This is a genomic window from Tistlia consotensis USBA 355 (assembly GCF_900177295.1).
Taxonomy (GTDB): domain Bacteria; phylum Pseudomonadota; class Alphaproteobacteria; order Kiloniellales; family DSM-21159; genus Tistlia; species Tistlia consotensis.
On record NZ_FWZX01000007.1, the window covers coordinates 74,320 to 99,254 of the forward strand.

Annotated in this window: 22 protein-coding genes; 2 read left to right on the forward strand and 20 right to left on the reverse strand. The window is 73.3% G+C overall.

All coding sequences use genetic code 11. The features are described from left to right. From B9O00_RS11230 to B9O00_RS11265, 8 genes are all read right to left on the reverse strand, one after another. On the reverse strand, positions 1-2,058 hold the full coding sequence (locus B9O00_RS11230) for a methyl-accepting chemotaxis protein (protein WP_085122765.1): 2,058 nt from the start codon (positions 2,056-2,058) through the stop codon (positions 1-3). A gap of 150 nt (positions 2,059-2,208) precedes the next feature. Beyond that, complete coding sequence (gene thiL / locus B9O00_RS11235) at positions 2,209-3,189, reverse strand: thiamine-phosphate kinase (protein ID WP_085122766.1); 981 nt, start codon at positions 3,187-3,189, stop codon at positions 2,209-2,211. A gap of 34 nt (positions 3,190-3,223) precedes the next feature. Further along, the gene (gene nusB, locus B9O00_RS11240; protein WP_085122767.1) at positions 3,224-3,718 is read right to left on the reverse strand and encodes a transcription antitermination factor NusB; all 495 of its coding nucleotides are present in this window, start codon (positions 3,716-3,718) and stop codon (positions 3,224-3,226) included. 3 nt (positions 3,719-3,721) lie between these two features. Continuing rightward, positions 3,722-4,186: a 6,7-dimethyl-8-ribityllumazine synthase gene (locus B9O00_RS11245; RefSeq protein WP_085122768.1), complete on the reverse strand. Its 465-nt coding sequence runs from the start codon at positions 4,184-4,186 to the stop codon at positions 3,722-3,724. Between the two features lie 13 nt (positions 4,187-4,199). Beyond that, on the reverse strand, positions 4,200-5,258 hold the full coding sequence (gene ribB / locus B9O00_RS11250; protein WP_218822824.1) for a 3,4-dihydroxy-2-butanone-4-phosphate synthase: 1,059 nt from the start codon (positions 5,256-5,258) through the stop codon (positions 4,200-4,202). A gap of 144 nt (positions 5,259-5,402) precedes the next feature. Beyond that, positions 5,403-6,074 (reverse strand): riboflavin synthase, encoded by a 672-nt coding sequence (locus B9O00_RS11255; protein WP_085122769.1) that lies wholly within the window; start codon positions 6,072-6,074, stop codon positions 5,403-5,405. Positions 6,075-6,163: 89 nt separating this feature from the next. Further along, positions 6,164-6,736, reverse strand: coding sequence for a D-sedoheptulose-7-phosphate isomerase (locus tag B9O00_RS11260; protein ID WP_085122770.1), 573 nt, complete (start codon positions 6,734-6,736; stop codon positions 6,164-6,166). A 162-nt stretch (positions 6,737-6,898) separates the two neighbouring features. Next, a complete protein-coding gene (locus tag B9O00_RS11265; protein WP_085122771.1) occupies positions 6,899-7,747 on the reverse strand; it encodes a metallophosphoesterase family protein in 849 nt (282 codons plus the stop codon). Positions 7,748-7,929: 182 nt separating this feature from the next. Here B9O00_RS11265 and B9O00_RS11270 point away from each other — a divergent pair, with 182 nt between their 5' ends. Beyond that, entirely contained in the window at positions 7,930-8,112 is a 183-nt protein-coding gene (locus B9O00_RS11270; protein WP_085122772.1) for a hypothetical protein, read from the forward strand. A 56-nt stretch (positions 8,113-8,168) separates the two neighbouring features. Here B9O00_RS11270 and B9O00_RS11275 read toward each other — a convergent pair whose 3' ends face one another. The 11 genes from B9O00_RS11275 to B9O00_RS11325 form a co-directional block, all read right to left on the reverse strand. Then, positions 8,169-9,653, reverse strand: coding sequence for an undecaprenyl-phosphate glucose phosphotransferase (locus tag B9O00_RS11275; protein ID WP_159460186.1), 1,485 nt, complete (start codon positions 9,651-9,653; stop codon positions 8,169-8,171). A gap of 326 nt (positions 9,654-9,979) precedes the next feature. Further along, a complete protein-coding gene (locus tag B9O00_RS11280; protein ID WP_085122774.1) occupies positions 9,980-11,479 on the reverse strand; it encodes an O-antigen ligase family protein in 1,500 nt (499 codons plus the stop codon). Next, positions 11,476-12,780 carry an MATE family efflux transporter gene (locus tag B9O00_RS11285; protein WP_085122775.1) on the reverse strand — a complete coding sequence of 435 codons (1,305 nt, stop codon included), beginning with the start codon at positions 12,778-12,780 and terminating at the stop codon, positions 11,476-11,478. The genes B9O00_RS11280 and B9O00_RS11285 overlap by 4 nt, the downstream gene beginning before the upstream one ends. Before the next feature lie 3 nt (positions 12,781-12,783). Further along, a complete protein-coding gene (locus B9O00_RS11290) occupies positions 12,784-13,596 on the reverse strand; it encodes a WecB/TagA/CpsF family glycosyltransferase (RefSeq protein WP_085122776.1) in 813 nt (270 codons plus the stop codon). A gap of 3 nt (positions 13,597-13,599) precedes the next feature. Further along, the gene (locus tag B9O00_RS11295; RefSeq protein ID WP_143596206.1) at positions 13,600-15,213 is read right to left on the reverse strand and encodes a DUF8728 domain-containing protein; all 1,614 of its coding nucleotides are present in this window, start codon (positions 15,211-15,213) and stop codon (positions 13,600-13,602) included. 97 nt (positions 15,214-15,310) lie between these two features. Beyond that, positions 15,311-16,477: a glycosyltransferase gene (locus B9O00_RS11300; protein ID WP_085122778.1), complete on the reverse strand. Its 1,167-nt coding sequence runs from the start codon at positions 16,475-16,477 to the stop codon at positions 15,311-15,313. A gap of 11 nt (positions 16,478-16,488) precedes the next feature. After that, the gene (gene asnB, locus B9O00_RS11305) at positions 16,489-18,396 is read right to left on the reverse strand and encodes an asparagine synthase (glutamine-hydrolyzing) (RefSeq protein ID WP_085122779.1); all 1,908 of its coding nucleotides are present in this window, start codon (positions 18,394-18,396) and stop codon (positions 16,489-16,491) included. Positions 18,397-18,424: 28 nt separating this feature from the next. After that, positions 18,425-19,543 (reverse strand): glycosyltransferase family 4 protein, encoded by a 1,119-nt coding sequence (locus tag B9O00_RS11310; protein WP_159460187.1) that lies wholly within the window; start codon positions 19,541-19,543, stop codon positions 18,425-18,427. 38 nt (positions 19,544-19,581) lie between these two features. Beyond that, positions 19,582-20,301, reverse strand: coding sequence for a class I SAM-dependent methyltransferase (locus B9O00_RS11315; RefSeq protein ID WP_085122781.1), 720 nt, complete (start codon positions 20,299-20,301; stop codon positions 19,582-19,584). Beyond that, positions 20,298-21,548 carry a glycosyltransferase gene (locus B9O00_RS11320; RefSeq protein ID WP_085122782.1) on the reverse strand — a complete coding sequence of 417 codons (1,251 nt, stop codon included), beginning with the start codon at positions 21,546-21,548 and terminating at the stop codon, positions 20,298-20,300. Before B9O00_RS11320 ends, B9O00_RS11315 begins: the two co-directional genes overlap by 4 nt. A 75-nt stretch (positions 21,549-21,623) precedes the next feature. After that, on the reverse strand, positions 21,624-22,814 hold the full coding sequence (locus B9O00_RS11325) for a glycosyltransferase family 4 protein (RefSeq protein ID WP_085122783.1): 1,191 nt from the start codon (positions 22,812-22,814) through the stop codon (positions 21,624-21,626). A gap of 190 nt (positions 22,815-23,004) precedes the next feature. On the opposite strand from B9O00_RS11325, the gene B9O00_RS11330 reads away from it, so the two are divergent. After that, entirely contained in the window at positions 23,005-24,042 is a 1,038-nt protein-coding gene (locus B9O00_RS11330; protein ID WP_159460188.1) for a radical SAM protein, read from the forward strand. 4 nt (positions 24,043-24,046) lie between these two features. Here the strand turns inward: B9O00_RS11330 and B9O00_RS11335 are convergent, their stop codons facing one another. Continuing rightward, the gene (locus B9O00_RS11335) at positions 24,047-24,931 is read right to left on the reverse strand and encodes a class I SAM-dependent methyltransferase (protein ID WP_085122785.1); all 885 of its coding nucleotides are present in this window, start codon (positions 24,929-24,931) and stop codon (positions 24,047-24,049) included. Positions 24,932-24,935: the final 4 nt, after the last annotated feature.

Consider the following 24,935-nt stretch of genomic DNA (forward strand, 5'->3'; position numbering starts at 1 on the left):
TCAGGCGGCGCGCACCCCGGCCAGGAAGCTGCCGACCTCCCGGCGCAGCGTCTCGGCCTGCTGCGACAGCTGCCCGGAGGCGCCCCGCACCTCCTCCGCTGCCCGGCCGGTCTCGTCCGACGCCTCGCTGACCTCGGCGATGCCGCCCGAGATCTCCCGCGTGCCCTCGGCCAAGCCCTGGATGCTGCGCGACATCTCGTGGGTCGCGGCGGTCTGCTCCTCGACCGCGCCGGCGATCGCGGTCGCCGTCTCGGCGAGCAGCGCGATCACCCGGCGCACGCGCTCCATTGCCGAGACCGTGCCGGCGGTCGACTGCTGCATCGCGGCGATCTGGCTGCCGATCTCCTCGGTCGCCCTGGCCGTCTGCCCGGCCAGGTTCTTGACCTCGGAGGCGACGACCGCGAAGCCCTTGCCGGCGTCACCAGCCCGTGCCGCTTCGATCGTCGCGTTCAAGGCCAGCAGGTTGGTCTGGTCCGCGATGGCGCTGATCAGCTCGACCACCTCGCCGATCCGCTGCCCCGCCTCGGCGAGCTCGCGCACCGTCCCGCCGGCCGCTTCGGCCTCCTCGATCGCGCTGCCGGCGGTCACGCTCGAGCTCGAGACCTGGCGGCCGATCTCGTCGATCGACTTCGAGAGCTCCTCCATCGCCGCGGCGACGCTGGAGACGTGCTGCGAGGCGTCACTGGCCGCGCCGGCAACCCGGCGCGCCTGGCCGTTCGCGCTCTCCGCCGTTTCGCTCATCGAGCCCGCCGTCTGGCGCAGCTGGGTCGAGGCGGCGGAGACCGCCTCCAGGATCTCCGCGGCGCCGCTATCGAAGGCGTGGCACAGCCGCTCGATCTCCGCTGCCCGCGCGGCCTTGGCGGCCTGCTCGCCGGCCTGCTCCGCTGCCAGCCGCTCGGCCTCAATGGCGTTGCGGCGGAACACCTCGACGGCGCGCGCCATCGCACCGATCTCGTCGTGCCGATCGCCGTCGGTCACCGCCAGCTCGTGCCGGCCGGCAGCCAGCTCGGTCATGACGCCGGTCATGCGCCGGCAGGGCCGGGTGATGCTGCGCACCACCGCGAAGACCGCGAGCGACGTCAGGGCGAGCAGCAGCAGGACCAGGCCCGCCGACAGCGCGAGCTCGCGCCGCGCGGCGGCGAGCTTGCCGTCGATCCCGGCCGTGAGATCGGCCGCCAGCAGGTCCTCGAGCTGCTTCAGGCGGTCGATGCGCGCCGTCGCCGCATCGAACCAGGCAGACGCGGTGACACCGTCGAGGGGCCCGCCATAGCCCGCGTCGATCGCGATACGACGGAGCCGGGCGACCTCGGCGAAGGTGGCATCGCCGGCGAGCGCGCGGAAACGCTCCCGCTCGGACGGGCTCGCGGCCTCGCGGAAGCGGTCGAGGAACTGGTCCTGCGCGGTGACGAGCGCGAGCAGCCGCCGGTGCAGGGCCGGCGGGAACGCGCTGGCCGCGAAGCCGTTCGCGCCCATGGCCCGTTCCAGGCCGGCGCGCTCCTTGGCCTGAAGGACCGACACGTAGGCGGTGATCGTCTGCCTGACGTCGGGATCCCGGCTCAGCACCGCCATGCGGGAGACCAGGCCGATCAGCTGGCCGACCGTCTCGCTGTAGGCGGCGACGCTGTCGGCCAGGGAGAGCGTGCCGTCGCCGACGTTCCGGCGCAGGGCCGGCAGCGCGTCGAGACGCTCGACGGCCGCCGTGAGTTGCGCATCGAGCGGCGCCTCCTGCCGGCGGGCCTGCCTGGCGAGCAGGTCGCGGGTCGGGCCGAGCCGGGCGTCGGTGGCGCGGCGCTGCGCGTCGAGGCGGTCGGCGAAGCCGCCCTGCCGGCCGGCGCCGATGAACCCGGCGGAGATCCCGCGCTCCTTCTGGAGCTCGTGGACGAGATCGCCGACCGCCGGCGCCCAGCCGGCCAGCGCCTTCAGCTCTTCGGCCGTGCGCGTGCCTTGCCAGGCGTCGGCGACGAACAGCCCGGCGAAGGCCAGCAAGCCGAGCATCGGCAAGAGGGCGCTGACGGCGACCCGGGTCGCGACGGGGGCATCCTGCAGGAAGCGTTTCATGGCCGGCTCCTTGATCCTACCTGGAGCCCGCTCCCTACGCCGCGGCCGGCACGCCCGATTTGCCCCCGGACAAATCCGCACGGAAAAGTTGCGCCCGCCTGCCTCGGACCAGCGGTCCTGCGACCGGCCGGACTCGGAGACCGACCCGACTCAGAAATGCGTCCAGCCGCCGCGGCCGAGCGTCAGGGGCCGACCCTCGGCGTCGAGGACCCGGACCGTGCCGCGCTCCGCCGCCACGGCCCGGCCGATCCGGGTCAGCGGCAGCCCGAGCCGCGCGGCGAGCGCCGGGACCGCCGCGGCGCGCGCCTCGGCGACACCGAACAGCAGCTCGTAGTCGTCGCCGCCGGTCAGCACCCGGGCGAGTAGCTCGGGACGGGCGTCGAGGGCGGCCCGGGCGGCGGCCGAGAGCGGCACCGCCGCCGTCTCGATCTCGATCCCGACCCGCGATTCCTCGGCGAGGTGCCCGGCGTCGGCGACCAGGCCGTCGGAGACGTCGAGGCCGGCACTGGCGAGGCCGAGCAGCGCCGGGCCGAGCAGCGTGCGGGGCCGCGGCAGGCGGTAGCGCCCGGCAAGGAAGGCCCGGTCGGCCTCGCTTTCGAGCTCGAGCCGGCCCTGCAGCAGGTCGAGGCCGAGCGCGGCGTCGCCGATCGTGCCCGAGACGTAGAGCAGCTCGCCGGGCCGGAGCGTGCTGCGCTCCAGGCAGCGGCCCGTCGGCACCGCGCCGAAGGCGGTCAGGCTGAGGCAGGTCGGCCCCGGCGTGCGGGTCGTGTCGCCGCCCAGCAGCGTCACGCCGTAGCTCTTCTGATCGGCGGCCAAGCCGGCGACGAAGCGCTCCAGCCAGGCATCGTCGATCGTCGGGCCGAGGCAGGTCGCGAGCAGGTAGCCGCGCGGCTCGGCGCCCATCGCCGCGAGGTCCGAGAGGTTGACCCGCAGCAGCTTCTGCGCGACGGCGTCGGCCGGATCGTCGGGCAGGTAGTGCACGCCCTCGACCATGGCGTCGACCGTGACGACGCTCTGCTCGCCCGCGGCCAGCTCGATCAGCGCCCCGTCGTTCCTGAGGCCGAAGGCGCCGGGCGCGCCGGCGCTGAGCGGCGCGTAGAGGCTGGCGATCAGCTCGAATTCGCCCCGCATCGAGACCCCTTCGTCCGGCCGGGCCGGCGATCCCCTACTCCGCGAACTCTTCCTCGCGCAGGGAGCGGGCCAGGCGGTCGAGCATGCCGTTGGCCATGGCCGGCTCCTTGCCGAAGAAGAAGTCGTGGGCGATGCCGACGTACTCGGCGATCGCCGCGCGCGCCGGCACCTCGAACTTGTAGGCCAGCTCGTAGAGCCCGGCGCGCAGCAGCACCCGCAGCAGCGTGTCCAGGCGTTCGACGCTCCACGCCTCGTCGACCACGGCCGAGAGCATGTCGTCGAGCTCGCCGCGCCGGGCATGGACCTCTCGGACCAGCTCGGCGAACAGCGCCTGGTCGAGCTCGCCGAGCGCGTGGCCGTCGATCTCCTCGTTGACCCGGTGCTGCAGGAACTCCAGGACCACGGCGTCGGGATCGATGCCGGCGATCTCGATCTGATAGAGCGCCTGCACGGCGGCGAGGCGCGCCGCCCGGCGCTTGCCGCCGCCGGGCCGCGGCTTCCGGTCCTTGTGTTTCGCGGGCTCGGCCATGGCTCAGCGCGGGAACAGGTGGAAGTGGCGCTTGAGCTCGACCATGGCCAGGCAGGCCTTGGCCGCGTCGCCGCCCTTGTCGCGGCGGTCGACGGCGGCACGCTCCCAGGCCTGGGCGTGGTTCTCGACGGTCAGGATGCCGTAGCCGAGCGCCAGCGAGTACTGGCAGGAGAGGTCGGCCAGCTTGCGCGCGCTCTCGCCGCAGACGTAGTCGTAGTGGGTGGTCTCGCCGCGGATCACGCAGCCCAGGGCGATGTAGCCGTCGAAGCGCCGCCGGCCGGCGTAGAAGTCCATCGAGCGCACGGCATAGCCGATCGCCGCCGGGATCTCGAAGGCGCCGGGCACTGCGAAGCGCTCGAAGGTGGCGCCGGCGGCCTCGAGCGAGGCCATCGCGCCCTTGACCAGCTCGTCGGCGATGTCCTCGTAGAAGCGGGCCTCGACGATCATCAGGTGCGGGGCGTCGGTCATCGGTCGGTCTTCCTCAGGCGTGCAGGGGGCGCTGGCCGACGACCCGGAGGCCGTAGCCGTCGACGCCGACGATCGTGTGGCGGGTGTTGTGCAGCAGGATCATGTCGCGCACGCCGAGGTCGAGCAGGATCTGCGCGCCCTCGCCGTAGTCGCGCAGGGCCGTGCCCGGCTGGCCGCCCTCGCCCCCGCCGTCGAGATGGCGCGCGCGCAGCGCCTCGGCCAGGGACTGCGGGCTGGGATCGCGGATCAGCACGACGACGCCCCGGCCCTCCTCGCCGACCAGGCGCAGGGCCTCCTGCAGCTCGCCGCCGCGGTGCAGGGTGGTGTCGCCGAGCACGTCGTCGAGCACCGAGAGCGCGTGGACGCGCACCGGCACCGGCTGGCCGTCGTCGATCGCCCCCTTCCAGAGCGCGACGTGCTCGGCGCCGGTCACGACGTTGCGGTAGAGGCGCATCCGGAAGCGGCCGCCGTGGCGGCTGTCGAAGCTCGCCTCCTCGGTGCGCTCGACGATCTTGTCGTAGCGCCGGCGGTAGGCGATCAGGTCGGCGATCGTCGCGAGCTTCAGGCCGTGGCGCTGGGCGAAGGCGATCAGGTCGTCGCGCCGGGCCATCGTGCCGTCGTCGTTCATGATCTCGCAGATCACGGCCGAGGGATTGAGGCCGGCGAGCCGCGCCAGGTCGACGCCCGCCTCGGTATGGCCGGTGCGCGCCAGCACGCCGCCGTCGCGCGCCATCAGCGGGAAGACGTGGCCCGGCATGGCGATGTCCTCGGCCCCGCTCTCGGGATCGATCGCCACGGCCACAGTGCGCGCGCGGTCCGGCGCCGAGATGCCGGTGGTCACCCCTTCCTTGGCCTCGATCGAGACGGTGAAGGCGGTGTCGTGGCGGCTCTCGTTCTTGCGCGCCATCATCGGCAGGCCGAGCTGCTCGACGCGGTGGCGGGTCAGCGCCAGGCAGATCAGGCCGCGGCCGTAGGTCGCCATGAAGTTGATCGCGGCCGGCGTGCACATCTGGGCCGGGATCACGAGGTCGCCCTCGTTCTCGCGGTCCTCGTCGTCGACCAGCACGAACATGCGGCCGTTGCGCGCCTCCTCGATGACCTCCTCGATCGGCGAGACAAGCTCGCGGAAGGTCAGGCGCCAGGGCTCGTCGCCCCCCTCGGCGCCCCCCTCAGCGCCCTGCTCGCTGCCCGGGTTCTGAACGGCTTTGGCCAAGGCTCAGGCCTCCTGCTGGGCGGCCGGCACGAGGCGGGCGACGTAGCGGGCGATCAGGTCGATCTCGAGGTTGACCCGCTGGCCCGGCCGGTAGCTGCCGAAGGTCGTGACCGACGCAGTGTGGGGAATGACGTTGCAGCCGAAGACCACGGTCGCGTCGGCCCGCGCCGCCTCACCCCCCGCCGTCACGTCCTGGTCCTCGACCTCGTTGACGGTCAGGGAGACGCCGTCGAGGGCGACCGAGCCCTTGGGCGCCAGGAAGCGCCCGAGCGCGGCCGGAACGGCGAAGCGGTAGCGCTTCGAGTCGCCCTCGGGACGGATCTCCAGCACCTCGGCGAGGCCGTCGACGTGGCCGGAGACGAGATGGCCGCCGAGCTCGTCGCCGAGCCGCAGCGAGCGCTCGAGGTTGACCGGCGTGCCGACCCGCCAGTCGCCGATCGCGGTCTTCGCGCGGGTCTCGGCCGAGGCGTCGACGGCGAACCAGCCCCGGCCGTTCTCCAGGGGGCCCTTCTCGACCACCGTCAGGCAGCAGCCGTTGCAGGCGACCGAGGCGCCGAGCTCCAGCCCCCCCGGCCCGTCGCCCGTGTCGTAGGCGGTTTCGATCTCGATGCGCAGGTCGCCGCGCTGCTCCAGCGCGCGCACCCGGCCGCGGTCTGTGACGATCCCCGTGAACATGCCGGTTAGCTAGGACGTTCGGCCGCCGCTGTCCAGCGAGGTCTGCGCCGACCAGGGTCGCAGGGCCGCCGCGGGCCGGCCGGCCCCGCTCAGAGCGCGACCGCGCGCGTCTCGTAGACCGCCTCGCCGATCAGCAGGTCGATGGTCGCGGTCAGCCAGATCGAGTGGATGGACTCGACGACGTTGTAGGCGTGGGACGGCACCCAGAGCGCGACGTCGGACAGCGTCTTCAGCGGATTGTCCTCGTCGCGGCCGGTGAAGCTGACCACCGGCAGGCCGGCCCCGCGGGCGTAGCGCGCGGCATTGACCACCGAGGGCGAGGTGCCGCTGACGCTGATCAGCACCACCGCGTCGCCCGGCTGGGCATGGTGCTCGACGGCCTTGGCCATCCAGTGGTCGTAGCCGAAGTCGTTGGCGAAGCAGGTGATCAGGTTCGGGTCGTGGAAGGTGACCGAGCGGACCCCGCCCTGCTTGGTGAAGTCGACGGCGCCGTGCTCGGACAGGGAGGCGCTGGCACCGTTGCCGGCGAACATCATCTTGCCGCCGCGGTCCCGGGTCGCGACCGCCAGGTCGCGGAAACGCTCGATCTCCGGATAGATGCTCGGCTCGAAGGCGAGCTTGCGGTACTGATCGAAATAGCCGTCCAGGAAGTGCTTCGACACGGGGGGAGCCTCGCCTTTCGCCGCTGCCCCGGGGCGACGGGGCGGCGCTGTCGTCTGCTGCCGCACCGGCGCGCTGCCGCGCAGGCCCTCGGCACCCGCCGCTCCTATCGCCTCTCGGCCGGCTTGGCAACCGAAACCCGCGACGCCGGGACCCGGAGGGCCTCAGCTCTGCAGGAAGCGCTGCTCGCCGCCCTCGAGCACCAGCGCGGTCAGCCGGCCGCTCATGTAGGCGCCGGTGTCGACCGCGATGCGGGTCGGCGTGACGGTCGGCCGCCTGACCGGCGTATGGCCATGCACGACCAGCTGCTCGCAGCCGACCTCGTCGGTCAGGAAGGGCTCGCGGATGTTCATCAGCTCCTCCGGGTCCTGGCGCGCCAGCGGCACGCCGGGCCTGACGCCCGCGTGGACGAAGAGGTAGTCGCCGGCGCTGTAGTGGAACCGCGTCTCGTCGAGGAAGCGCCGATGCGCGGCCGGCAGGGCCTCGGCCAGGCGTCCGGCGAGCGTGCCCCAGTCGTCGGCCGCCGCGGCCCGGCGGCGCCGGCCGCCCGGCCCGCCCGCCGCCGCGGCCAGATCCTCGCCGCCGCCCTGCTGCCCGCCCGGCTGCCCGAGGCCGATGCCGTAGCTGTAGAGCGTCGCGGCACCGCCCAGGTCGAACCACAGGCGGCCACTGTCCGGCGCCTCCAGGAAGCGGCGCATCATCTCGTCGTGGTTGCCGCGCAGGAAGACCTTGTCGGCCCCGGGCCAGGGGTCGCCGGCGAGCAGCTCGATGACCTCGCGCGACTGCAGGCCGCGGTCGACGTAGTCGCCGAGGAACAGCAGCGTGAAGGCGGTGCCCGGCGGAGCCGAGGCGGCATCGGCGCGGATCTCGGCGAGCAGCCGCTCCAGGAGGTCGAAGCGGCCGTGCACGTCGCCGATCGCGTAGAGCCGCTGGCCCGGCGGCAGGCACGGCTGCTCCGGCCGCGCCGGCTGCGGCGCCCCGCCGAAGATCCTCGAGAAAAGTCCTCTGCCCATGACCCCGACCGCGTGCCGTCCCGGCCGGGAGCTCCCCGGGACCGGGCCGCGCATCTTCGACTCTGCGAGCGCGGATGGCAACGGCAGCGGGTCGGCGGCGGGCCCGTTAACCTTCTCGCAAGATCGCCGAGGCAGACTGGCGTCCGGGGACCTCTCGGGTCCCGCCAGACGGGAGCAGTCTCATGTCGGTCAGCCAGATTCCCCTGCCGGCCCCGGCCCGCGCCCTGCGCAACGAAGCGCCGGCGATCGACCCGATCTCGCTGCGCAATGCCCTGGTCATGAGCGGCCTCGCGCTGGCCAGCTGGGGTGCCGTCTTCGGCCTGATCGGCCTCGCCCGCTCGGGCCTCGCGCTCGTCGCCGGCTGAGGCTGCCGCCCGGGTCCGCTCACCCCCCGGGTCCGCTCCCCCCGATCCCGCTGCGCTCAGTAGGCGTTGGGGTCGCGCAGCGCCCGCAGGGCCGTCAGCGCCAGGACGCGCAGGTCGAACAGCAGCGACCAGTTCTCGATGTAGTGCAGGTCGTGCTCGACGCGACGCCGCGCCTTGTCCAGCGTATCGATCTCGCCACGCAGGCCGTTGACCTGGGCCCAGCCGGTGATGCCGGGCTTGACCCGGTGCCGCGACAGGTAGTCCTGGACCGCCTCGTGATAGAGCCGCCCGGCGGCCTGCATCGAGACGGGATGGGCACGCGGGCCGACCACCGACATCGAGCCCTGCAGGACGTTGATCAGCTGCGGCAGCTCGTCGAGGCTGTACCTGCGCAGGAAGCGCCCGAGCGGGGTGACGCGCGCGTCGCCGCGCACCGTGCGGGCGGCGCCGCTCGGGTCGCCGCGGTCGCTGTACATGGTGCGGAACTTGTAGACGACGATCGGCTCGTTGTTGAAGCCGAAGCGGGCCTGGCGGAACAGGGCCGGCCCCGGGCTCTCGATCCGGATCGCCAGGGCGATCAGCAGCATCAGGGGGCCGAAGAAGATCAGCGACGCCCCGGCGATCGCCTTGTCCTCGGCCCACTTGGCCAGCAGGTGCCAGTCCTTGAGCGGCCGCTCGCTGACCCGCAGCATCGGGATGCCGCTGAGGCTGATGACCTCGTTGCGCGGCCGCGGCAGGGCCGGGGCGGCCAGATGCAGGTCGATGTCGACCGCCAAGCCGTCGAAGCGGCGCAGCAGCTGGCCAATGCGCTCGCCGGCGGTCGGCGGCAGGGCGATCACGATACGGTCGACCAGGCCCGCGCGGACCCGCGCGACCAGATCGTCGACGCGGCCCTCCAGGCGCCAGCCGGAGAAGACGTCGCGCACCCGGGTCTGGCGGTCGTCGAAGAAGCCGACGACCGCGATCTCGTCGTCGGCGCCGCGCCCCTGTATCCGCTCGGCGAAGCCCAGGCCTTCCTCGCCGGCGCCCAGGATGGCGACGCGCTCGCGCAGGTTGCCGCGATCGAGCAAGCCGCGGACGTGCCCGGCGATGGCGACCCGCGCCGCGCCCATCGCGACCAGCCCGCCGCCGTACCAGAGCAGCAGCCAGCCGCGCGAGTAGTCCTGGGAGACCTTGGCCAGGAAGGCGAGCAGGACGAGGACCAGCAGGGAGACGCTCCAGCCGACCAGCACCCGCGGCACCTGGCTCCAGCGCCGGTGCAGGCGGCGGAAGTCGTAGAGGCCGAGCCTTCCGAACACGGCGAGGGTGACGAACAGGCCGACCAGCGTCGCCGCTGCGAAGCGGTCCCACTGGTCGGCGAGGCCGAGGCGCAGGACCGGATAGGCCCAGAAGGCCAGCGCCGCCGTGCCCAGGATCGCCGCGGCGTCGAACAGCCGCACGACATCCGCCAGCACCTTGCGCGACAGCGCAGAGCGCACGACGCGCGGCCGGCGCGACGCGCCGGCCAAATGCTCCAGACTGCTGACTTGGTCACTGGCCACGCGCCGCCCCCAAAGCAGAGCCCCATCGAGCCATTGAAGCGTCCGCCGCGCCTTCTGCCGCCGAACCAACCGGCGGTGCCAGCTTGCCGGCCGCCTTTCCGCGCAGCGGTTGAAAGCAGAGTGTATTGCACTTGCGAAACAGAAGCTAGCCGCGGCAAATGTAAATTTTATGTAAACAAGCAATGATCCGGGCCAACTCCTGTCCCTTGGAAATTACGCTCCACTATTGATCGTCGAAGTCTTTGGCCGCGGCGGCCGATCATGGCCGCCAGCCGGCAGACACGCCCGGTCTTTCACTGGTCGACGGAGGCGAAGCGCGGCGCTCTTCACGCTCTGCGCGGAGAAGCTTGCGGTAGTCGGCTACCGCCCGAGGCCGGATTCCGCCGTGCGGCGACCGGCCGTGCGGCGCGCAGCGACGCCGCCAGGCCGCTGCCCAGGCCGAGCGCCACGTAGAAGGCGTAGGTCATGAAGCCCGTGCTGCTGACATAGCCCGTGGCAACCAGGCCGAAGACCAGGGCGACGAGCCAGCGCGCCCGGCACGACACACGGGGATCGGCGTGGTTCATCGCCGGCGCCAGCTCGAACAGCCAGGCGACGATCGCGCCGAGAAACAGCGCCAGCCCGGGCAGGCCCGTGTAGGTGAGCAGGCTGACCAGGAAGTTGTGCGACCCGAAGATCGCCGCGTTGTCGCCGACGTCCATGAAGTAGGCGGCGAAGGAGTAGCCGCGGCCGAACAGGGCGAAGTCTCCGAGCGCCGAGAAGAAGGTCTCCAGCCCCTCGACCCGGTCGGCGAGCGTGCCGACGGTCAGCAGCCTTTCCTCGACGGCGGAGGTACCGAAAGCGAAGCGGTCGCCGAAGTTCGCCAGCAGGTACTGCGCCAGGACCACGGTCAGGAAGGCGCCGGCGAGCAGCGCGCCGGCCGTCACCCAGGGCCGACGCAAGCCGCGGAAGGACAGCGCGACGTGGGCCAGCATCATGACCAGCAGCCCGCCCATCGGGCTGCGGCTCAGGGTCGAGAGCAGGCCGAGCGCGATCATCGCGTAGAAGCCCAGCCACTGCAGGCCGCTCCAGCGCAGCTCCCGGCCGGCCGACAGCGCGATCCCCAGGCCGCAGACCAGGAACAGGCCGTAGTCGAGCGGGTCGGAGAAGCTGGAATAGGCGCGGAACTCGCTGAAACCGAGCATGGCATCGTAGACCTTGCTCGCCTGAAGAGAACGGGTCGCCAGCGCCCGCGCCCAGGCCTCGTCGAACAGCGTCGGTCCGGCCAGGAACTGCAGCAGCCCGTAGGCGGCACCGAGAACGGCCAGCAGCGCCGCGGCCCGGCCGATCAGGACGGCACGCTGCGGCGGCACCCGGACCGCCAGGAAGTAGGCCAGGACCGGCACGAGATTGAGCTGGATCGCCGACAGCTTGGTGCCGAGCGGCTGGCCGAACGGCAGGACCAGGGTGGTCGCCAGCGCGAGCCCCCAGAAGGCGAGCAGCAGCCTGGAACTGGCGGTCGGCAGCATCGCGCGCGGCCGGCTCAGCCAGAGCAGGAGGCCGAGGCAGAGGATCACGGTCGGCAGGAACTGCAGGCCGTAGTAGATCGCGATCGCCGGCGAGGGCTCGATGACGAAGAGCGCGCGCTTGAGGAACTGACCGAGCAGCACCGCGGCGAGCAGCGCGACGGCCATGCGCGTCCGGTCGGCCCCGGCGTAGGCGAGCAGCGCCAGCAGCGCAAAGCCGAACAGCAGGAGGCCGAGCCCGTAGGTCGGGACCGCCAGCGCCGCGCCGGCCACGGCAGCCAGCGCCAGCAGGGCGATCGGAATGGCGTGGCCCGAGGTCATCCGCCGGATCCTCTGCGGCGGCCGAGACGCCGGACCGCCCAGCAGCTCAATACAACGGCGGGCGCCAGCTGCGCGACCAGGAATCCCGCCGCGGCGCCGGCCAGGCCGTAGAGGCCGAGCAGCGGCAGCGTCACGCAGACGGTAGCCAGTGCGCCGGCCGCCTCGCCCGCCGAGACGATCGAGAAGCGGCGCAGGGCGCGCGCCGTCTGGCCGAGGGCGAAGACGGCGATCAGGCCCAGGGCGCCAACCGAGAGATAGTCGAGCAGCCAGGCGTCGCCGGTGTACTTGCCGGCGCCGTAGAGCAGGTCGAGCAGGCGGTCGCCGACCAGCAGCATGGCCAGGGCGTAGGGCAGCACCAGGCCGGCCGCGACGGGCAGCAGCAGCAGCACGGCGCGGCGCACCTGGGGGCCGTCGCCCCCCTCGCCTTCCGCCCCGAGCTTGCGCGACAGCACCGGCAGCAGCGGCATCGCCAGGGCCGCCAGCATCTGGGTCAACGGCAGGAAGAGGTTCTGCACGGCACGGAAGGCGCCGGCCTGCGCGGTGCCAAGGGCGGCGCCGATCGCCGGCGCGTAGATGGTGCCGGAGACGACGCCGAGCGCGCCGCTGGCCAGCAGCCAGCGGCCGTGGCGCCAGTGCTCGAGGGCGACGGCGCGCAGCCGGCCGCCGTCGAGGCTGAGCAGCCGGCGCAGCGGGATCCCGAGGCCCAGCACCGGCACGGCGAGGCCGGCCGCCCCGGCGAGGCCGAGCAGCGGCGGCACCGCGGTCGCGCCGGCCTCGCCGAAGCGCACCAGCAGCAGCACGCCGGCGCAGGCGACCAGGAAGTAGACCGAGCTGCCGGCCAGGGCGAGGCCGGCGCGGCCCTCGACGTAGCAGGCCCGGCGCAGCAGCATCTGGAGGAACAGGAAGGGCGCCGCGGCGGCGAAGAGCAGCAGCAGCGGCCCGACCGGCGAGCCGAACGCCCCCAGCGCCAGCCCGGCGACGACCAGGACACCGGCCAGGACCAGGGCCAGCAGCAGCTGGCCCTGCAGGACCTGCGACAGGTAGCCGGCGCCGCCGGGTCGGTCAGGGGCGCCGCCCAGGGCATGGAACGGCTCGATGACCAGGGCCTGGTAGGGGCTGAGCGCCAGGAAGAACAGCGAATAGGCGATCGCGAAGGCACCGTAGGCCTCGGCTGTCAGGAAGCGCGCCAGCAGGATATTGAGCAGGAAGTTGACGCTGGAGAAGACGACCTGGTCGGCGAGCGCGCTCAAGCCGGTCACCGACCAGCGCCGCAGCGTCGCCCGCGCGGGCAGCGGGATCATGGCTCACTCATCGAGCGGATAGCGCCTGAGGCCGCTCTTCTGGGCGGCGACCGCGAGCAGGAACAGCGGCACGTTGCGGGCATAGCGCTTCCACAGGCGGCGCGGCTCCATGGCCGTGCGGAACAGCCATTCGAAGCCGCTGCGCTGGACGAAGCGCGGCGCCTGGCGCAGCAGGCCGGCATGGAAGTCGAAGGCGGCGCCGACGCCGATCAGGGCGGCCGGCGCCAGGCGCGCACGATGCTCGGCCATCCAGCGCTCCTGCTTGGGCGTCGAGAGGCCGACCCAGAGGATGTCGGCGCCGCTGGCGTTGATCCGCTCGACGATCGCCGCGCTCTCGGCCTCGGAGAGCGGCCGGAACGGCGGCGAGAAGCTGCCGACGACCTCGGCCGCGGGAAAGCGCTCGGCCAGGCGGGCCTGCAGGCGCGCCAGCACCTCGGGCGTCGAGCCGTAGAGGAAGTGCCGGAAGCCCTTCTGCTCCGAGCGCCGGAACAGCTCCAGCATCAGGTCGGGGCCGTAGACCCGGTCGACGCCGGCATGGCGGCCGAGCTTCAGCATCCAGACCAGCGGCATGCCGTCCGGCGTCACCAGGCCGGCGGCATTGTGGATCCGGCGCAGCGCGGGATCGCGCCGGCTCTCCATGACGCCGTGCACGCCGGTGACGCAGACGTAGTGCCGCTCGCCCTCGGCGATCCAGCGCTCGACGCTGGCGCAGGCGCGATCGAGGTTGAGCGCCGAGACGCCGACGCCCAGCACGTTCTCCCGCGGCCAGGCCGCCGCCCGCCGCTCCCCTGCTCGATCACCACCGGACACCGCCATGGCCTAGTGCGCCCCGCAGCCGACCGTGCAGACGATCCGCCAGAGCGTGTGCGTGTCGCGCCCGTCCGACCAGGTTTCCATCGGCTCCAGATTCAGGCGCAGGGGCGAGCGCTCGTTGCCGTCGATCATCGCGACCAACGAGTCGGCCGGATCGACGTCCAGCAGATAGCGCAGGCCGGCCTCGTCCCAGATGTAGCGTGCCAGCCGGCCGTCACGGATCGCCGCGAAGGCCGCCTCGTTGACCAGACCGTCCAGATTGACGATGCGCTCCGGAGCGGCCCAGCCGTAGATGCCCGCGTTGAAGGCGCCTATCCGGGCGTCGGCGGGCAGGATCGCGACCGCCGCCCTGGCGACCTCGGCCCGCCGCAGCGGAAAGGCCGGAGGACTCTCGGTGAAGGCGGCGACGCCGAAGCCAAGCAGCACCGCGCCATAGGCGGCCGGCAGCAGCCAGGCGTGTCCGAGCGGCCGCAGGTGCCGGGCCACCAGGATCCAGCCGGCGAGCGCCAGGGCAACCGCGTTGAGGCCGTGATACCAAGGCCGCAGGTAGTAGATCCGGACCGTCCCGGCGTAGACCAGCAGCAGGACGAAGAGCACGACGACCGCAGCCAGGGCCGCCCGCGGGTCCCGGCGCAGCTTCGTCCAGCCGACCGGCCGGAGCACCGCCGCGACGGCCACCGCCACGGCCAGCAGCAGCGCGCCGGCGAGCAGGCGTCCGGCCGAGACCTCGCCGACGCCGGACGGCACGCCGACAGCGAAACGCAGGCTGCGCAGCGCGTTCATCACGAAGCGCAGCGGATGCTCCAGGAAATCGATGTAGTAGCCTGTGTGCAGCACCGCGTGGAGATGCCGCTCGACCAGCGGCCGGCTCAGCAGGCGCATGGCGTCGGCGCTGGCCGGCAGGGGACTGCCGAAGACGCTCAGGTGGACCAGCATGTAGGCGCCGAGCACGACCGCCAGGGCACCGCCTCCCAGCACGACCCCCAGGGGCCGCCGCCGAAAGGCGAAGGCGAAGACCGGTGCCGCGACGATCGCCAGGTCGAGCCGGGCGACGATCAGCAGGATCATCAGCGCCGCCGCTGACGGCAACCTGCCCGGCGCCTCCTCCGGCGCGTCGACGGCGCGCAGGCAGACCAGCAGGAAGCCGGCGAGCAGCGGCACCGCCAGCAGGCTCTCCAGGCCGATCATCCAGACGCTCTGCAGCAGCGCCGGGTTGGCGACCAGCATCAGGCCGAACAGCAGGCTCGAGATCGGGCCGAGCGCCAATTGCTCCGCGAGCTTCAGGCAGACCGCGCCGTGGACCGCGAGCGCCAGCGCCGCCAACACGACGACCGCCGCGGGCAGCGCCGCGCCGAGCAGGGCGTAGAGCATCGTGCAGATCGCCAGGAACAGCGGATGGTAGCCGGAGGCCAGGGTCAGGCCATCGAAGGTCGGCCGGCCGTGCTCGACCAGGCCGCGGGCCACGCCGTAGTAGTAGTACGCATCGTCGCCGACCGTCCGCCAGTGCATCGCCGGCTCGAGGCCGCTCAGCACGACCGCCACGGCGATGCCGGTCGTCAGGATCAGCGACCAACGGCGCAGATCGAGCGTCCCGGGCAATCGTACCGCTTCCCCAGCCATGCCGCCTTCCCCCTTCCGGCTTCCGACCCGCTTCACCGGCACGAGCCTGCCGCAGAAAAACACAAGCGCCGGTCGGGCCCAAGGCCCTCGTCGCCGCTCAGCCGGTCCGGGCGTCCCGAGCCGCGACCGCCCGGCGGTAGATCGCCAGCAGCAGTTCCAGGTTGCGCGCGCCGGTGTAGCGTTCCTCGTAGCGCCTTCGGGCGGCCAGGCGCAGCGCGCGCGTCGCCTCGGGGCGGTCGCGGAGCCGCGCCAGCGCGACGGCGAGGTCGGCCGGATCACCGGCGCGGAAGCGGTAGCCGGTGACGCCGTCGTCGACCAGCTCGGCGACGGCCCCCTGGTCCGAGGCGACGACCGGCGTGCCGGCGGCATAGGCCTCGACGACGATCCGCCCGAAGGTCTCGTACCAGACCGAGGGCACGACCACGGCCAGGGCCTCGCCCATGGCGCGGTAGACCTCGTCGAGCGGACGGCGGCCGAGCCACTCGACGCCGGGCACCGCGGCGCCCTCGGGCGGCGCACCCTCGCCGATCACCTTGAGCGGCAGCGGCGGGTCGAGCCGCCCGACGGCCTCCAGCAGCACCCCGAGGCCTTTCTCGGACGACAGCCGGCCGACGAACAGCAGGTAGCCGCCCTCGCCCGTCCCGACCGCCGGCTCGCCGGCGACGAAGTTCGGCTTGACCACGATCCGCGCCGCCTCGAAGCCGGCCTCGACGAAGAGCTGCCGGGTGAAGTCCGAGGGCGCGACGAAGCGGTCGACGCAGCGCCGCCAGGTGCCGAGCGCGCGGTGCAGCGTCACCATGCCGGCGACCGTGGCGCTGCCCGGCAGGCTGCCGCGGTAGCAGCGGTGCCGCACGCCCGGCCAGGGCACGGCCCTGCCCAGGCAGTCGTGGCAGAGCCGGCCGTCGCGGAACAGGTAGCCGTTGAGGCAGAGCAGGCGGTAGTTGCGCAGGCTCTGCACGACGGCCGCCCCGCCGGCCCGGGCGGCATGGAGGATCGAGGGCGAGAGCAGCGGGAAGGAGTTCTGCACGTGGACGACGTCGTAGGCGCCGCCGGCCAGGCGCCGCTCGACCTCCCGGTAGGCCTCGCGCGACCAGAGGGTGCGCGCTGCGGTCGCCAGCCGGCCGAGCTCGGCGACCCGGCGGTTGTCGGCCTCCAGCAGGTCGGCCTGGTGGCCGGCCGCACGCAGCAGGGCCAGCTCGGCGTCGGTCGATTCGTCCTCGCCGCCGCGCACCAGGTAGCGGTTGTGGGCCATCAGGATCCGCATCGCCCCTCCCCTCAGGCGGAGACGCGATGGCGCGCGCACCAGTCGAGCAGGACGTGGAGTGCCCAGATGCGCGACCAGGGCACCCGCCCGGGCTGGCGCTCGAAGCTGTCGAGCAGGCCCTCGACCACCGCCGGCCGCAGGCCGCAGTCGGCGACCAGCCGCCGGTCGCCGAGGCGGTCGCGCAGCGTGGCGCGGTAGCCGGGTGCCCTCAGCCACTGCTCGAAGGGGAAGACGAAGCCCTGCTTGCCGCGCAGCGGAAAGTCGTCGCCGAGCAGCGGTCGCAGCAGGCGCCACTCGTAGGGCTTGTCCGGCGCGCCGGCGCAACGCTCGGCGCCGGGCACCCGGCGCAGCAGGCGCACCAGCTCGCGGTCGGTGAAGGGCGCGCGCAGCTCCAGCGAGACGGCCATCGACATGGTGTCGCTGTCGCGCAGGCAGCGCTCGCCGAGGAACAGGCGGGAGGCGAGCAGCGAGACCGCCGCCGCCGGGTCGCCGGCTCCGGCCAGCTCGCCCGACAGCAGGTCCAGGAACGCCGCCGGCAAGCCCCAGCGGGTCCGTTCCGGCCCGCCGAGCAGCGCCGTCCGGCTCCAGCCGGGGAACAGCATCTGCGCGGTCTGGTAGCAGGCGATCACGGGATCGTCCGGGCGGCCCAGGCGCAGCAGCTCGGCGACCTTCCAGCCGCCGCGCAGGCGGTCGGTCCCGGGCCGGGCCACGCGATCGACTGCCGTCCGAAGAACCGGGCCGAGCGCGTGCAGCAGGCCGGCCATCCGGCGCAGCCGCGGAATCGAGCGGAAGAAGGGATAGCCGCCGAACAGCTCGTCGGCGCCGATCCCGGACAGCGCCACGGTCAGGCCGGCCTCGCGCGCCGCGCGCGACACGCAGTAGGTGTTGAGGCCGTCGAAGCTCGGCAGGTCGAAGGCGGCCAGGCCGTCGTCCAGCCAGGCCATGAAGTCGTCGCGGCTCAGCCGGATGGCGCTGTGCCGGGTCGCGAAGCGCTCGGCGACCCAGCGCGCCGGTCCGGACTCGTCGTAGGCGCTCTCCTCGAAGCCGATCGAGAAGGTCCGGACCGCGCTGGACGCCTCGGCCATCAGCGCGACCACCGCAGCGGAATCCAGGCCGCCCGAGAGGAAGGCGCCGAGCGGCACGTCGGCGACCAGGCGCAGCCGCACGGCCTCGCGCAGGGTATCGAGCACGGCCTCGGCGTCGGCTCGCGGCGCGCCGGCGTCGCGGGCCTCGTCGATCGGGTCGTAGCGCGCCAGCTCCAGCCGCTCGCCGGTCCCCGAGAGACGCAGGAAGTGGCCGGGCAGCAGTGCCGAGACGCCCTCGACCAGGGTCGCCGGCGCGACGCAGAAGCCGTTGAACAGGAAGGTTTCGAGCCCGGCCCGGTCGAGCCGGCGCTCGACCAGCCCGCTGGCCAGGAGCGCGCGCACCTCGGAGGCGAAGGCGACCCGGCCGGGACGCTCGGCGAGATAGAGCGGCTTCTTGCCGGCGGGATCGCGGGCCAGCAGCAGCTCCCGCCGGCCGGCATCCCACAGGGCGAAGGCGAACATGCCGCGCAGGCGCGGCAGGCAGCCGGTGCCCCAGCGGGCGTAGGCCCTGAGCAGCACCTCGGTGTCGGTGCCGGAGCGGAAGCGGTCGCCGGCCGCCTCCAGCTCCCGGCGCAGCTCCGGGAAGTTGTAGATCTCGCCATTGTAGGCGACGAGGTTGCCGGTCTCCGGGTCGCGCATCGGCATGTGGCCGGCCGCCGAGAGATCGACGATGGCGAGCCGCGTGCTGCCCAGCGCGAGCTCGCCCGCGCCGGTCGGCATGGCTTCCTGGCCGCTGTCGTCGGGCCCGCGGTGACGCAGCGCCGCGACCATCGCGGCGACGGCGGGCGAGAGGTCCGCGACGCCAGGGGAAAGCGCTCCGGCTATGCCGCACATCTGTGGATCCGCTGCCCTGGCACCGCCGTCACCCCCCGGATCGCTCGGCCAATGCCGCGCGGTAGGCCGCGATCAGGTCGGCGCCGTGCTGCCGCCAGCTGAACCGCCGACAGTTGGCGAAGCCGTCGCCGCGCATCCGTTCGGCCAGCCCCGCCTCGGTCAGGATGCGCCGCACCTGGGCCGCGAGCGCTGCCACGTCGCCCGGTGGATGGAACAGCGCGGCGCTGCCGCCGACTTCGGGCAGCGAGGAGCTCTGCGCGGCGACGACCGGCAGGCCGCAGGCCATGGCCTCCAGCACCGGCCGCCCGAAGCCCTCGAAGCGTGACGGAAAGCAGAAGACGTCGCAGGCGTTGTAGACGTCGACCAGCGCGTCGTCGTCGAGGCGCCCGAGATAGAGGATCCGGTCCCGAAGGCCGAGCTCTTCGATCAGGCCGCCGTAGCCGTCCTGGCTGGGATCGCGGCCGACCTTCGCCAGCCGCACGTCCAATCCCTCCTGCACCAGCACGGCCAAGGCCGCCAGCAAGGTGTCGATACCCTTGCGTCGCAGGTTGCTGCCGACGTGAAGCAGCAGGCCGTCGCCGCGCCGGCCGGCCAATCGCGCCAGATGGACGCCCTTCCGCCCCTCGATGTTGCGCGGGCGGAACTTCGGGTCGACGCCCTCGTGGCTGACGCTGATCCTGGCCCGCGCCATGCCGAGCTGGCGTTCGACGTCCCGTGCCGTCGCCTCGGACACGGCGACGACGCGGCGCGCGCGGCGCATCCCGCGCACGCGGTACTTCCAGAGCGCCAGCTGCAACGGGTTCAACTCGTGAATCTCGAAGAGCGCGAGGTCGTGGCAGGTCACGACAGTCGGCAGGTCAGAGCGGCAAAGGTGCCCGTAGCTCTGGTCGAGGACGTGCACGACCGCCGGCTTCGTCGCGGCCCGGTAGGCTCGCCGCACCAGGCTCGGATAGTCGAGGTAGCGCTCGATCTGCTTGCCGAGCCGGGACGGCGCCGTCTTCTGGCTCGGCAGCACGGTCTGCACCTCCGCGGACAGCCGGGCCGCCTGCAGGGCGCGCCGCACATCCTCGTAGTAGAGTTCCAGGCTGACCCAGCCGTCCGATGGCAGCACCGGGCAGAGCAGCACCGTCGCAGGCTCGACGCCCACCGAGGGCTCCGCGGCGACGGCCGGACCACCCTGCGGCATCATCGACGGTTGGCGGCACGCGCCAGCAGGTTCTTGGTCGCAATGTGCGGGCGCGAGGAGTCCTCCGCCAGATAGACGAGGCGGTGCAGCAGGCGGAGGTAGAGCTCGCGGCCCCGCCCGAGCGGCGTCGTCGCGTTCCACTCGGCGCGGATCTCGATGCCGTCACGCGCGAAGCCCGCGAGCGCCAGGATGTCCCCGAGGGTGTTCTCGGTGACGCCGAACTCGTGGGTCGGATCGTTGTAGCGGTGGAAGAGGCCGAACAGGCAGGCCATGTTCGGGGTCCTGAGGACCAGGGTGCCGCCCGGCGCCAGGCGTGCGCGCAGCGACTCGACGAACTCGACGACCCTGGCCTTCGGCAGGTGCTCCAGGATGTCGAGCGCGAAGATGCAGTCGAAGTCCCGGCCCGGCTCGAACTCGGCAAGCTTCAGGACGTCCTGCTTGGACACGAAGTCGAGCCCGGCCTGGTGGCAGAGTCCGACGTTCTCGTCGGAGAGGTCGATGCCGCGCAGCTTCGTGTAGCCGGCCTCGCGCAGGAAGCTCAGGAAGTGGCCTTCGCCGCAGGCGACGTCGAGGATCCGGCCGTCCTTGCGGTCCGGCAGCCAGGGCCCCAGCGTCCGCCGCAGGGCCGCGAAGATCGTGCGCCGCAGCGCCGGGTCGTCGAGGCCCGGCCGGCCCAGTGCGCTATGGTACCGCTCGACGAAGCGCTCGGTCGTCGTCATCCCCCACTCCCTCGCTCGCCCGCCATCCGCGCCGCCGCCGGCTCGAGCGCAACCGGCCTTCCCTGGTGCAGGCAGGCCCGCCAGGCCCGAGCCAGCGCCTCCGCGACGCGATCATGTGTATAGAGTTTTTTCACGCGCTCCGCACCGCGGCGCGCGAGCTCCTCGCGCCAGGCCGGCTCGTCCCGCGCCCGCGCCAGCAGCGCAGCCAGGGCCGCATCGTCCTCCTCGGCGAACAGGCAGTCGTCGCGGCCGATCACTTCGGGAATCGCGCCGCTGCGCGCGCCGACGACCGGCACGCCGACCGCCATCGCCTCGATCAGCACGTGGCCGAACTGCTCCTGCCAGGTCGGGCTGGAGCGCGACGGCAGGACCAGCAGGTGCAGGCCGGCCAGCACCTCGGCAACGCCCTCGTGCGGCACCGCCGGCAGCCACTCGACCCGGCCCGCGATGCCCAGCTCGGCGGCCAGCGCCCTGAGCCGCGCCTCGTCACTGCCGCCGCCGCAGATCACCAGCCGGAGCGACCGCGCGGTCGCAGCGTCCCGAGCCAGGCGCGCGGCGGCACGCAGCAGCAGGTCGACGCCCTTCTCGGGGATCAGGCGGCCGACGAAGCCGACACGCAGCGCCTCGCCGTCCGGCTCGGCGGCGCGCGGCGGGAAGTCGGCGGCCTCGATGCCGAGCTGCGGCAGCACGACGCTCGCGCCGCGATAGCCGTAGCCGGCCAGCAGGCCGGCCGCCGCCTCGTTGCCCGCGACGGCCAGCCGGGCGCTGCGCAGCACGAAGCGCCGCGACAGGCGACGCGCCGGAGAGAGCCGCCGGTCGACGTTCTCCCAGGTGAAGAAGCTCAGCGGCAGGCCGCAGAGGCGGGCGGCCAGCGCGCACTGCAGGGCGACCAGGCTGTAGGGCTCGGCCTCGACGTGCAGCAGGTCCGGCCGGACCGCGCGGATCGCCCGGCGCAGCCGGTGCCAGGAATAGAAGTATCCGCCGACCCGCCGCCCGAAGAAGACCGGGGCGGCGAAGGCGGGCATCGGGAAGGCCGGCGGCTCGAACTCGAAGACCCGGCCCCACTCGTTGGGCCCGAAGCGCGCCGGCGCCAGCAGGGCCGGCTCGGCGAGGCCGCCGCGCCAGACCGCCTCCAGCTTCCGCTGGTTCATCCGGACCATGTAGGTGTGGCCGACGACCAGGACCTTCGGCGGCGCGCCGGCCGGCAGCGCCGAAGGTCCGCCGGCGCCCTCCGCAACCGCAGCCATCGCTGCCGCCCCCGCTGCATTGCTCGACGGCGCCAAGGCTAGGCGCTGCGCTCCGCCGTGCCAACGCCCGTCCTGTTAACGAATCGTACGTGCCCGGCTTTCGACCAGCGCGGACAGCCGCGCCAGCACCTCGGCCTCGCCGAACCGTGCCGCCCGGTCGCGCGCGCAGGCGGCCATCCGGCCGCGCAGGGCCGGATCGTCGAGCAGCCGGCGCACCCGCTCGGCCAGGGTCCCGGCGTCCTCCACGAAGCAGCCGTCGACGCCCTCCTCGACCAGTTCCTCGGCGCCGGGATAGCGCGAGACCAGGCAGGGCAGGCCGCTGGCCAGCGCCTCGAGCGTGACGATCCCGAAGGTCTCGAAGGCCGAGGGAAAGACGAAGAGGTCGGCCAGGCGATAGAAGCGCTCGACGTCGCTGCGCGGCCCGGCGAAGTGGAGGCGCCCGCCGACGCCAAGCCCGTCGGCCAGGTCACGCATGGCCGCCGCGTCGCCGGCGCCGACGACGACCAGCCTGACCTGCGGCGGCAGCAGGGCCAGGGCCCGCACCGCGAGCGCCAGGCGCTTGCGGAACCAGCCGCCGCCGACGAACAGCAGCAGGAAGCCCGGCTCGTCCCAGCCGGCCTCGGCGCAGAGCCGGGCGCGCAGTGCCGGCTCCTGGCCTGGGCGGAAGCGGGCCAGGTCGACGCTGTTGGGCAGCACCTCCATGGCCGCCGGCGACAGCGCGAACTCGGCCGCCAGCGTCTCGGCGATGCCGCGGGAGACCGGCAGCAGCAACGGCCGGCCGCGCACGCGCACGCGGCCGAAGGCGGCCCGTTCCAGCACGGCGGCGATGCCGTGGGCCAGGCGGGCGTGCAGGCGCTTCAGGCGCGGCAGCAGCCCCGCGGCCTCGGCCTCCTCGCCGGCCATGCGCCGCAGCCAGGCAGCCGAGCAGAAGTGCACGTCGGCCAGGTCCTCGCCCCCCCACAGCGGCGAGGAGGAGTAGATCAGGTCGTAGCGCCCGGCCAGGCGGCCGAGCCGGCGGCACAGGCTCCACGACAGCCGGGCGCTCAGGAACTGCGCGGCGAGCAACCGCGACGGCAGGCAGGGCAGCCGGCGCACCGAGACTCCGGCCGGCAGGCAGGCGGCGTCGACCCGCGCCGCATAGAGCGTCACCTCGTGCCGGCTGGCCAGGTGGGCGACGCGGGCGTGGCTGCTGACGTCGTGGCCGGAGCCCCAGTCACGGAAGTATTCGCAGACGTAGGCGATCCTCAGCCGCCGCTCGGGCCCCATCGTCGGCACCAGGCCTCCTGTCTTCGCGCCCGCGCTCCTGCCGGCGCCGCCCTATTTAACAGAAGCCGTCGCGTCGGCTATGGTGCGCCGCACCGGGAGATCCGGCGGCAGACGCCGCGGAACGTTCCTCGATCCCGTGCCGACCGCCCGGCGCGGCCCGCTTCGACGCTTCCGGCTGGGAGGCCGGTCCTTGGGGACACTCGCACGCCTGACCAAGGCCGTCTCGGCCAACCTGCTGCCGCCCGAGCTGTTCGACGGCCGGGCCGAGCGGGAGGCCGTGAAGCGCCTGTTCTCGCGCTACGTCGACCTGGTTGAGATCGAGAACCACAGCTACTGCAACCGGACCTGCTGGTTCTGCCCCAACGTCTTTCTGGACCGGCGCAGCGCCAACCACCTGATGTCCGACGCCCTGTTCGAGCGGATCGTCGCCGACCTGGCCAGCATCGACTACCGCCAGGTGCTGATGTGGTCGCGCTACCACGAGCCGCTGGCGCACGACTCGCTCTACCCGCGCCTGGCCAAGGCCCGCGCCGCCCTGCCGAACGCGCAGATCGCCCTGACCAGCAACGGCGACTATCTGAACCCCGAGAGCATCGCCGCGCTCGAGGCCGCCGGGGTCGACCGCCTGTTCCTGGACCTCTACCTGCCGGACGGGCGCGAGGGCGATCCCGAGGCGATGGCCGACGGCCTGCGCCGCTTCGGCAAGCGCACCGGCCTCGGCCTGGAGGAGATCGGCCAGCGCGACTACCGGGTCACCGGCAGCGTCATGAAGATCACCATGGGCGTGCCGAACTTCTCGGTCGAGACGATGTGGACCCGCGGCGGGCTGATGGACATCCCGAAGCGCCGGAGCTACCGCCGGCGCGCCGCCTGCTTCGCGCCGGTGCGCCACGTCGTCGTCGACTGGAACGGCAAGGGCGTGCTGTGCTGCCACGTCCGCTCCGACGCGCCGCAGCAGGCCGAGGCGGTGATCGGTGACCTGTCGCAGCCCGGCTACGGCCTGTTCGACTTCTACCGCGATCTCGCCCCGGCGCGCGCGGGGCTGCTGGCGCCGGGGCCGAAGGGCGGCGTCTGCGAGACCTGCGACGTCGGCGACGACGGGCCGGACCGGCTCGGGCGGGTCCCCTGGCGGTCGCGCGCCCTGCGCGCGCTGCCGGGAGCGGTGCCGCTGTTCGAGCGCCTCGTCGACCGCCGCCGGGCCCGCTACCGCTACGATCCGGAGGGCTGAGGCCTCACCCCTGGCGGCGCTCCAGATAGGGATTGCGCGGCAGCGCGACCACCCGGAACCCGGCGCGGGTCAGCGCCTCGACCTGCCCCGGCTCCAGCGGCTCCTTGAACACCACGGCGTAGACCAGGCCCCAGTTCATCAGGTGAAGAGCCGAGAGCAGGCCCTGGCAGGCGATGCCGAGCCGGGCCAGGCCGAAGGCCAGGCGGTCGGAGCGCGGCCTCGGGTTGAGCGGCGACCAGGAGAAGTCGTTGGTGTGGGCGAAGGCGACGTGGCCGAGCTGCAGCGCCGTCGCCGCCTTGAAGACCTCGCGCTCGGACAGCCGGAAGATGAAGTTGCCGACCGGCTCGAACTCGTTCTCCCAGCCCGCGGTGCCGCGCAGCACCCGCTTGACCAGGGCGCGCAGCTTGTCGAGCGGCCGCCAGCCGCGCGGCTCGGCCGGCTCGATCAGCACCACGGCGCGGCGCGCGACCCTCAGCATCTCGTAGAGGCCGAGCGGCGCGCGCGGCAGGTGGTGATAGGTCTCCTTGCAGAGCACGAGGTCAAGGGAGCCGTCGGGCAGGTCCATGGCTTCGGCGTTGAGCGGGCGGATCGCGACACCCGGCAGGTGGCCGCGCTCCGCCTGGGCGCGCAGCATGTCGTCGGCCAGGCAGGTGGCGGTGACCTCGGCGGCGCCGAGCCGCTTCAGGCAGAAGGCGTCGTTGCCGACGTCGCCGATCGTCAGCCAGTGCGCCTGCGGCCAGAAGGCGAGCAGCGGGCGCAGCGGCTCGTAGAGCCGGAACTGCCGCCAGGCCTCGATGCTGTCGGGCCGCACGATGACCGGATGCACCAGGCCGCTGTCGCGCCGCATCTCCTCGGCGTGGCGCTCGTAGCTGCGGGCGACGAAGTCCATGGCC

Coding starts and splice junctions, on each gene's coding strand:
- B9O00_RS11230 (WP_085122765.1), bottom strand. CDS start 2,058: ATGAAACGCTTCCTGCAGGATGCCCCCGTCGCGACCCGGGTCGCCGTC.
- thiL (WP_085122766.1), bottom strand. CDS start 3,189: ATGCGGGGCGAATTCGAGCTGATCGCCAGCCTCTACGCGCCGCTCAGC.
- nusB (WP_085122767.1), bottom strand. CDS start 3,718: ATGGCCGAGCCCGCGAAACACAAGGACCGGAAGCCGCGGCCCGGCGGC.
- B9O00_RS11245 (WP_085122768.1), bottom strand. CDS start 4,186: ATGACCGACGCCCCGCACCTGATGATCGTCGAGGCCCGCTTCTACGAG.
- ribB (WP_218822824.1), bottom strand. CDS start 5,258: ATGTTCGTGCTGGTCGACGACGAGGACCGCGAGAACGAGGGCGACCTC.
- B9O00_RS11255 (WP_085122769.1), bottom strand. CDS start 6,074: ATGTTCACGGGGATCGTCACAGACCGCGGCCGGGTGCGCGCGCTGGAG.
- B9O00_RS11265 (WP_085122771.1), bottom strand. CDS start 7,747: ATGGGCAGAGGACTTTTCTCGAGGATCTTCGGCGGGGCGCCGCAGCCG.
- B9O00_RS11270 (WP_085122772.1), top strand. CDS start 7,930: ATGTCGGTCAGCCAGATTCCCCTGCCGGCCCCGGCCCGCGCCCTGCGC.
- B9O00_RS11280 (WP_085122774.1), bottom strand. CDS start 11,479: ATGACCTCGGGCCACGCCATTCCGATCGCCCTGCTGGCGCTGGCTGCC.
- B9O00_RS11285 (WP_085122775.1), bottom strand. CDS start 12,780: ATGATCCCGCTGCCCGCGCGGGCGACGCTGCGGCGCTGGTCGGTGACC.
- B9O00_RS11290 (WP_085122776.1), bottom strand. CDS start 13,596: ATGGCGGTGTCCGGTGGTGATCGAGCAGGGGAGCGGCGGGCGGCGGCC.
- B9O00_RS11295 (WP_143596206.1), bottom strand. CDS start 15,213: ATGGCTGGGGAAGCGGTACGATTGCCCGGGACGCTCGATCTGCGCCGT.
- B9O00_RS11300 (WP_085122778.1), bottom strand. CDS start 16,477: ATGCGGATCCTGATGGCCCACAACCGCTACCTGGTGCGCGGCGGCGAG.
- asnB (WP_085122779.1), bottom strand. CDS start 18,396: ATGTGCGGCATAGCCGGAGCGCTTTCCCCTGGCGTCGCGGACCTCTCG.
- B9O00_RS11315 (WP_085122781.1), bottom strand. CDS start 20,301: ATGACGACGACCGAGCGCTTCGTCGAGCGGTACCATAGCGCACTGGGC.
- B9O00_RS11320 (WP_085122782.1), bottom strand. CDS start 21,548: ATGGCTGCGGTTGCGGAGGGCGCCGGCGGACCTTCGGCGCTGCCGGCC.
- B9O00_RS11325 (WP_085122783.1), bottom strand. CDS start 22,814: ATGGGGCCCGAGCGGCGGCTGAGGATCGCCTACGTCTGCGAATACTTC.
- B9O00_RS11335 (WP_085122785.1), bottom strand. CDS start 24,931: ATGGACTTCGTCGCCCGCAGCTACGAGCGCCACGCCGAGGAGATGCGG.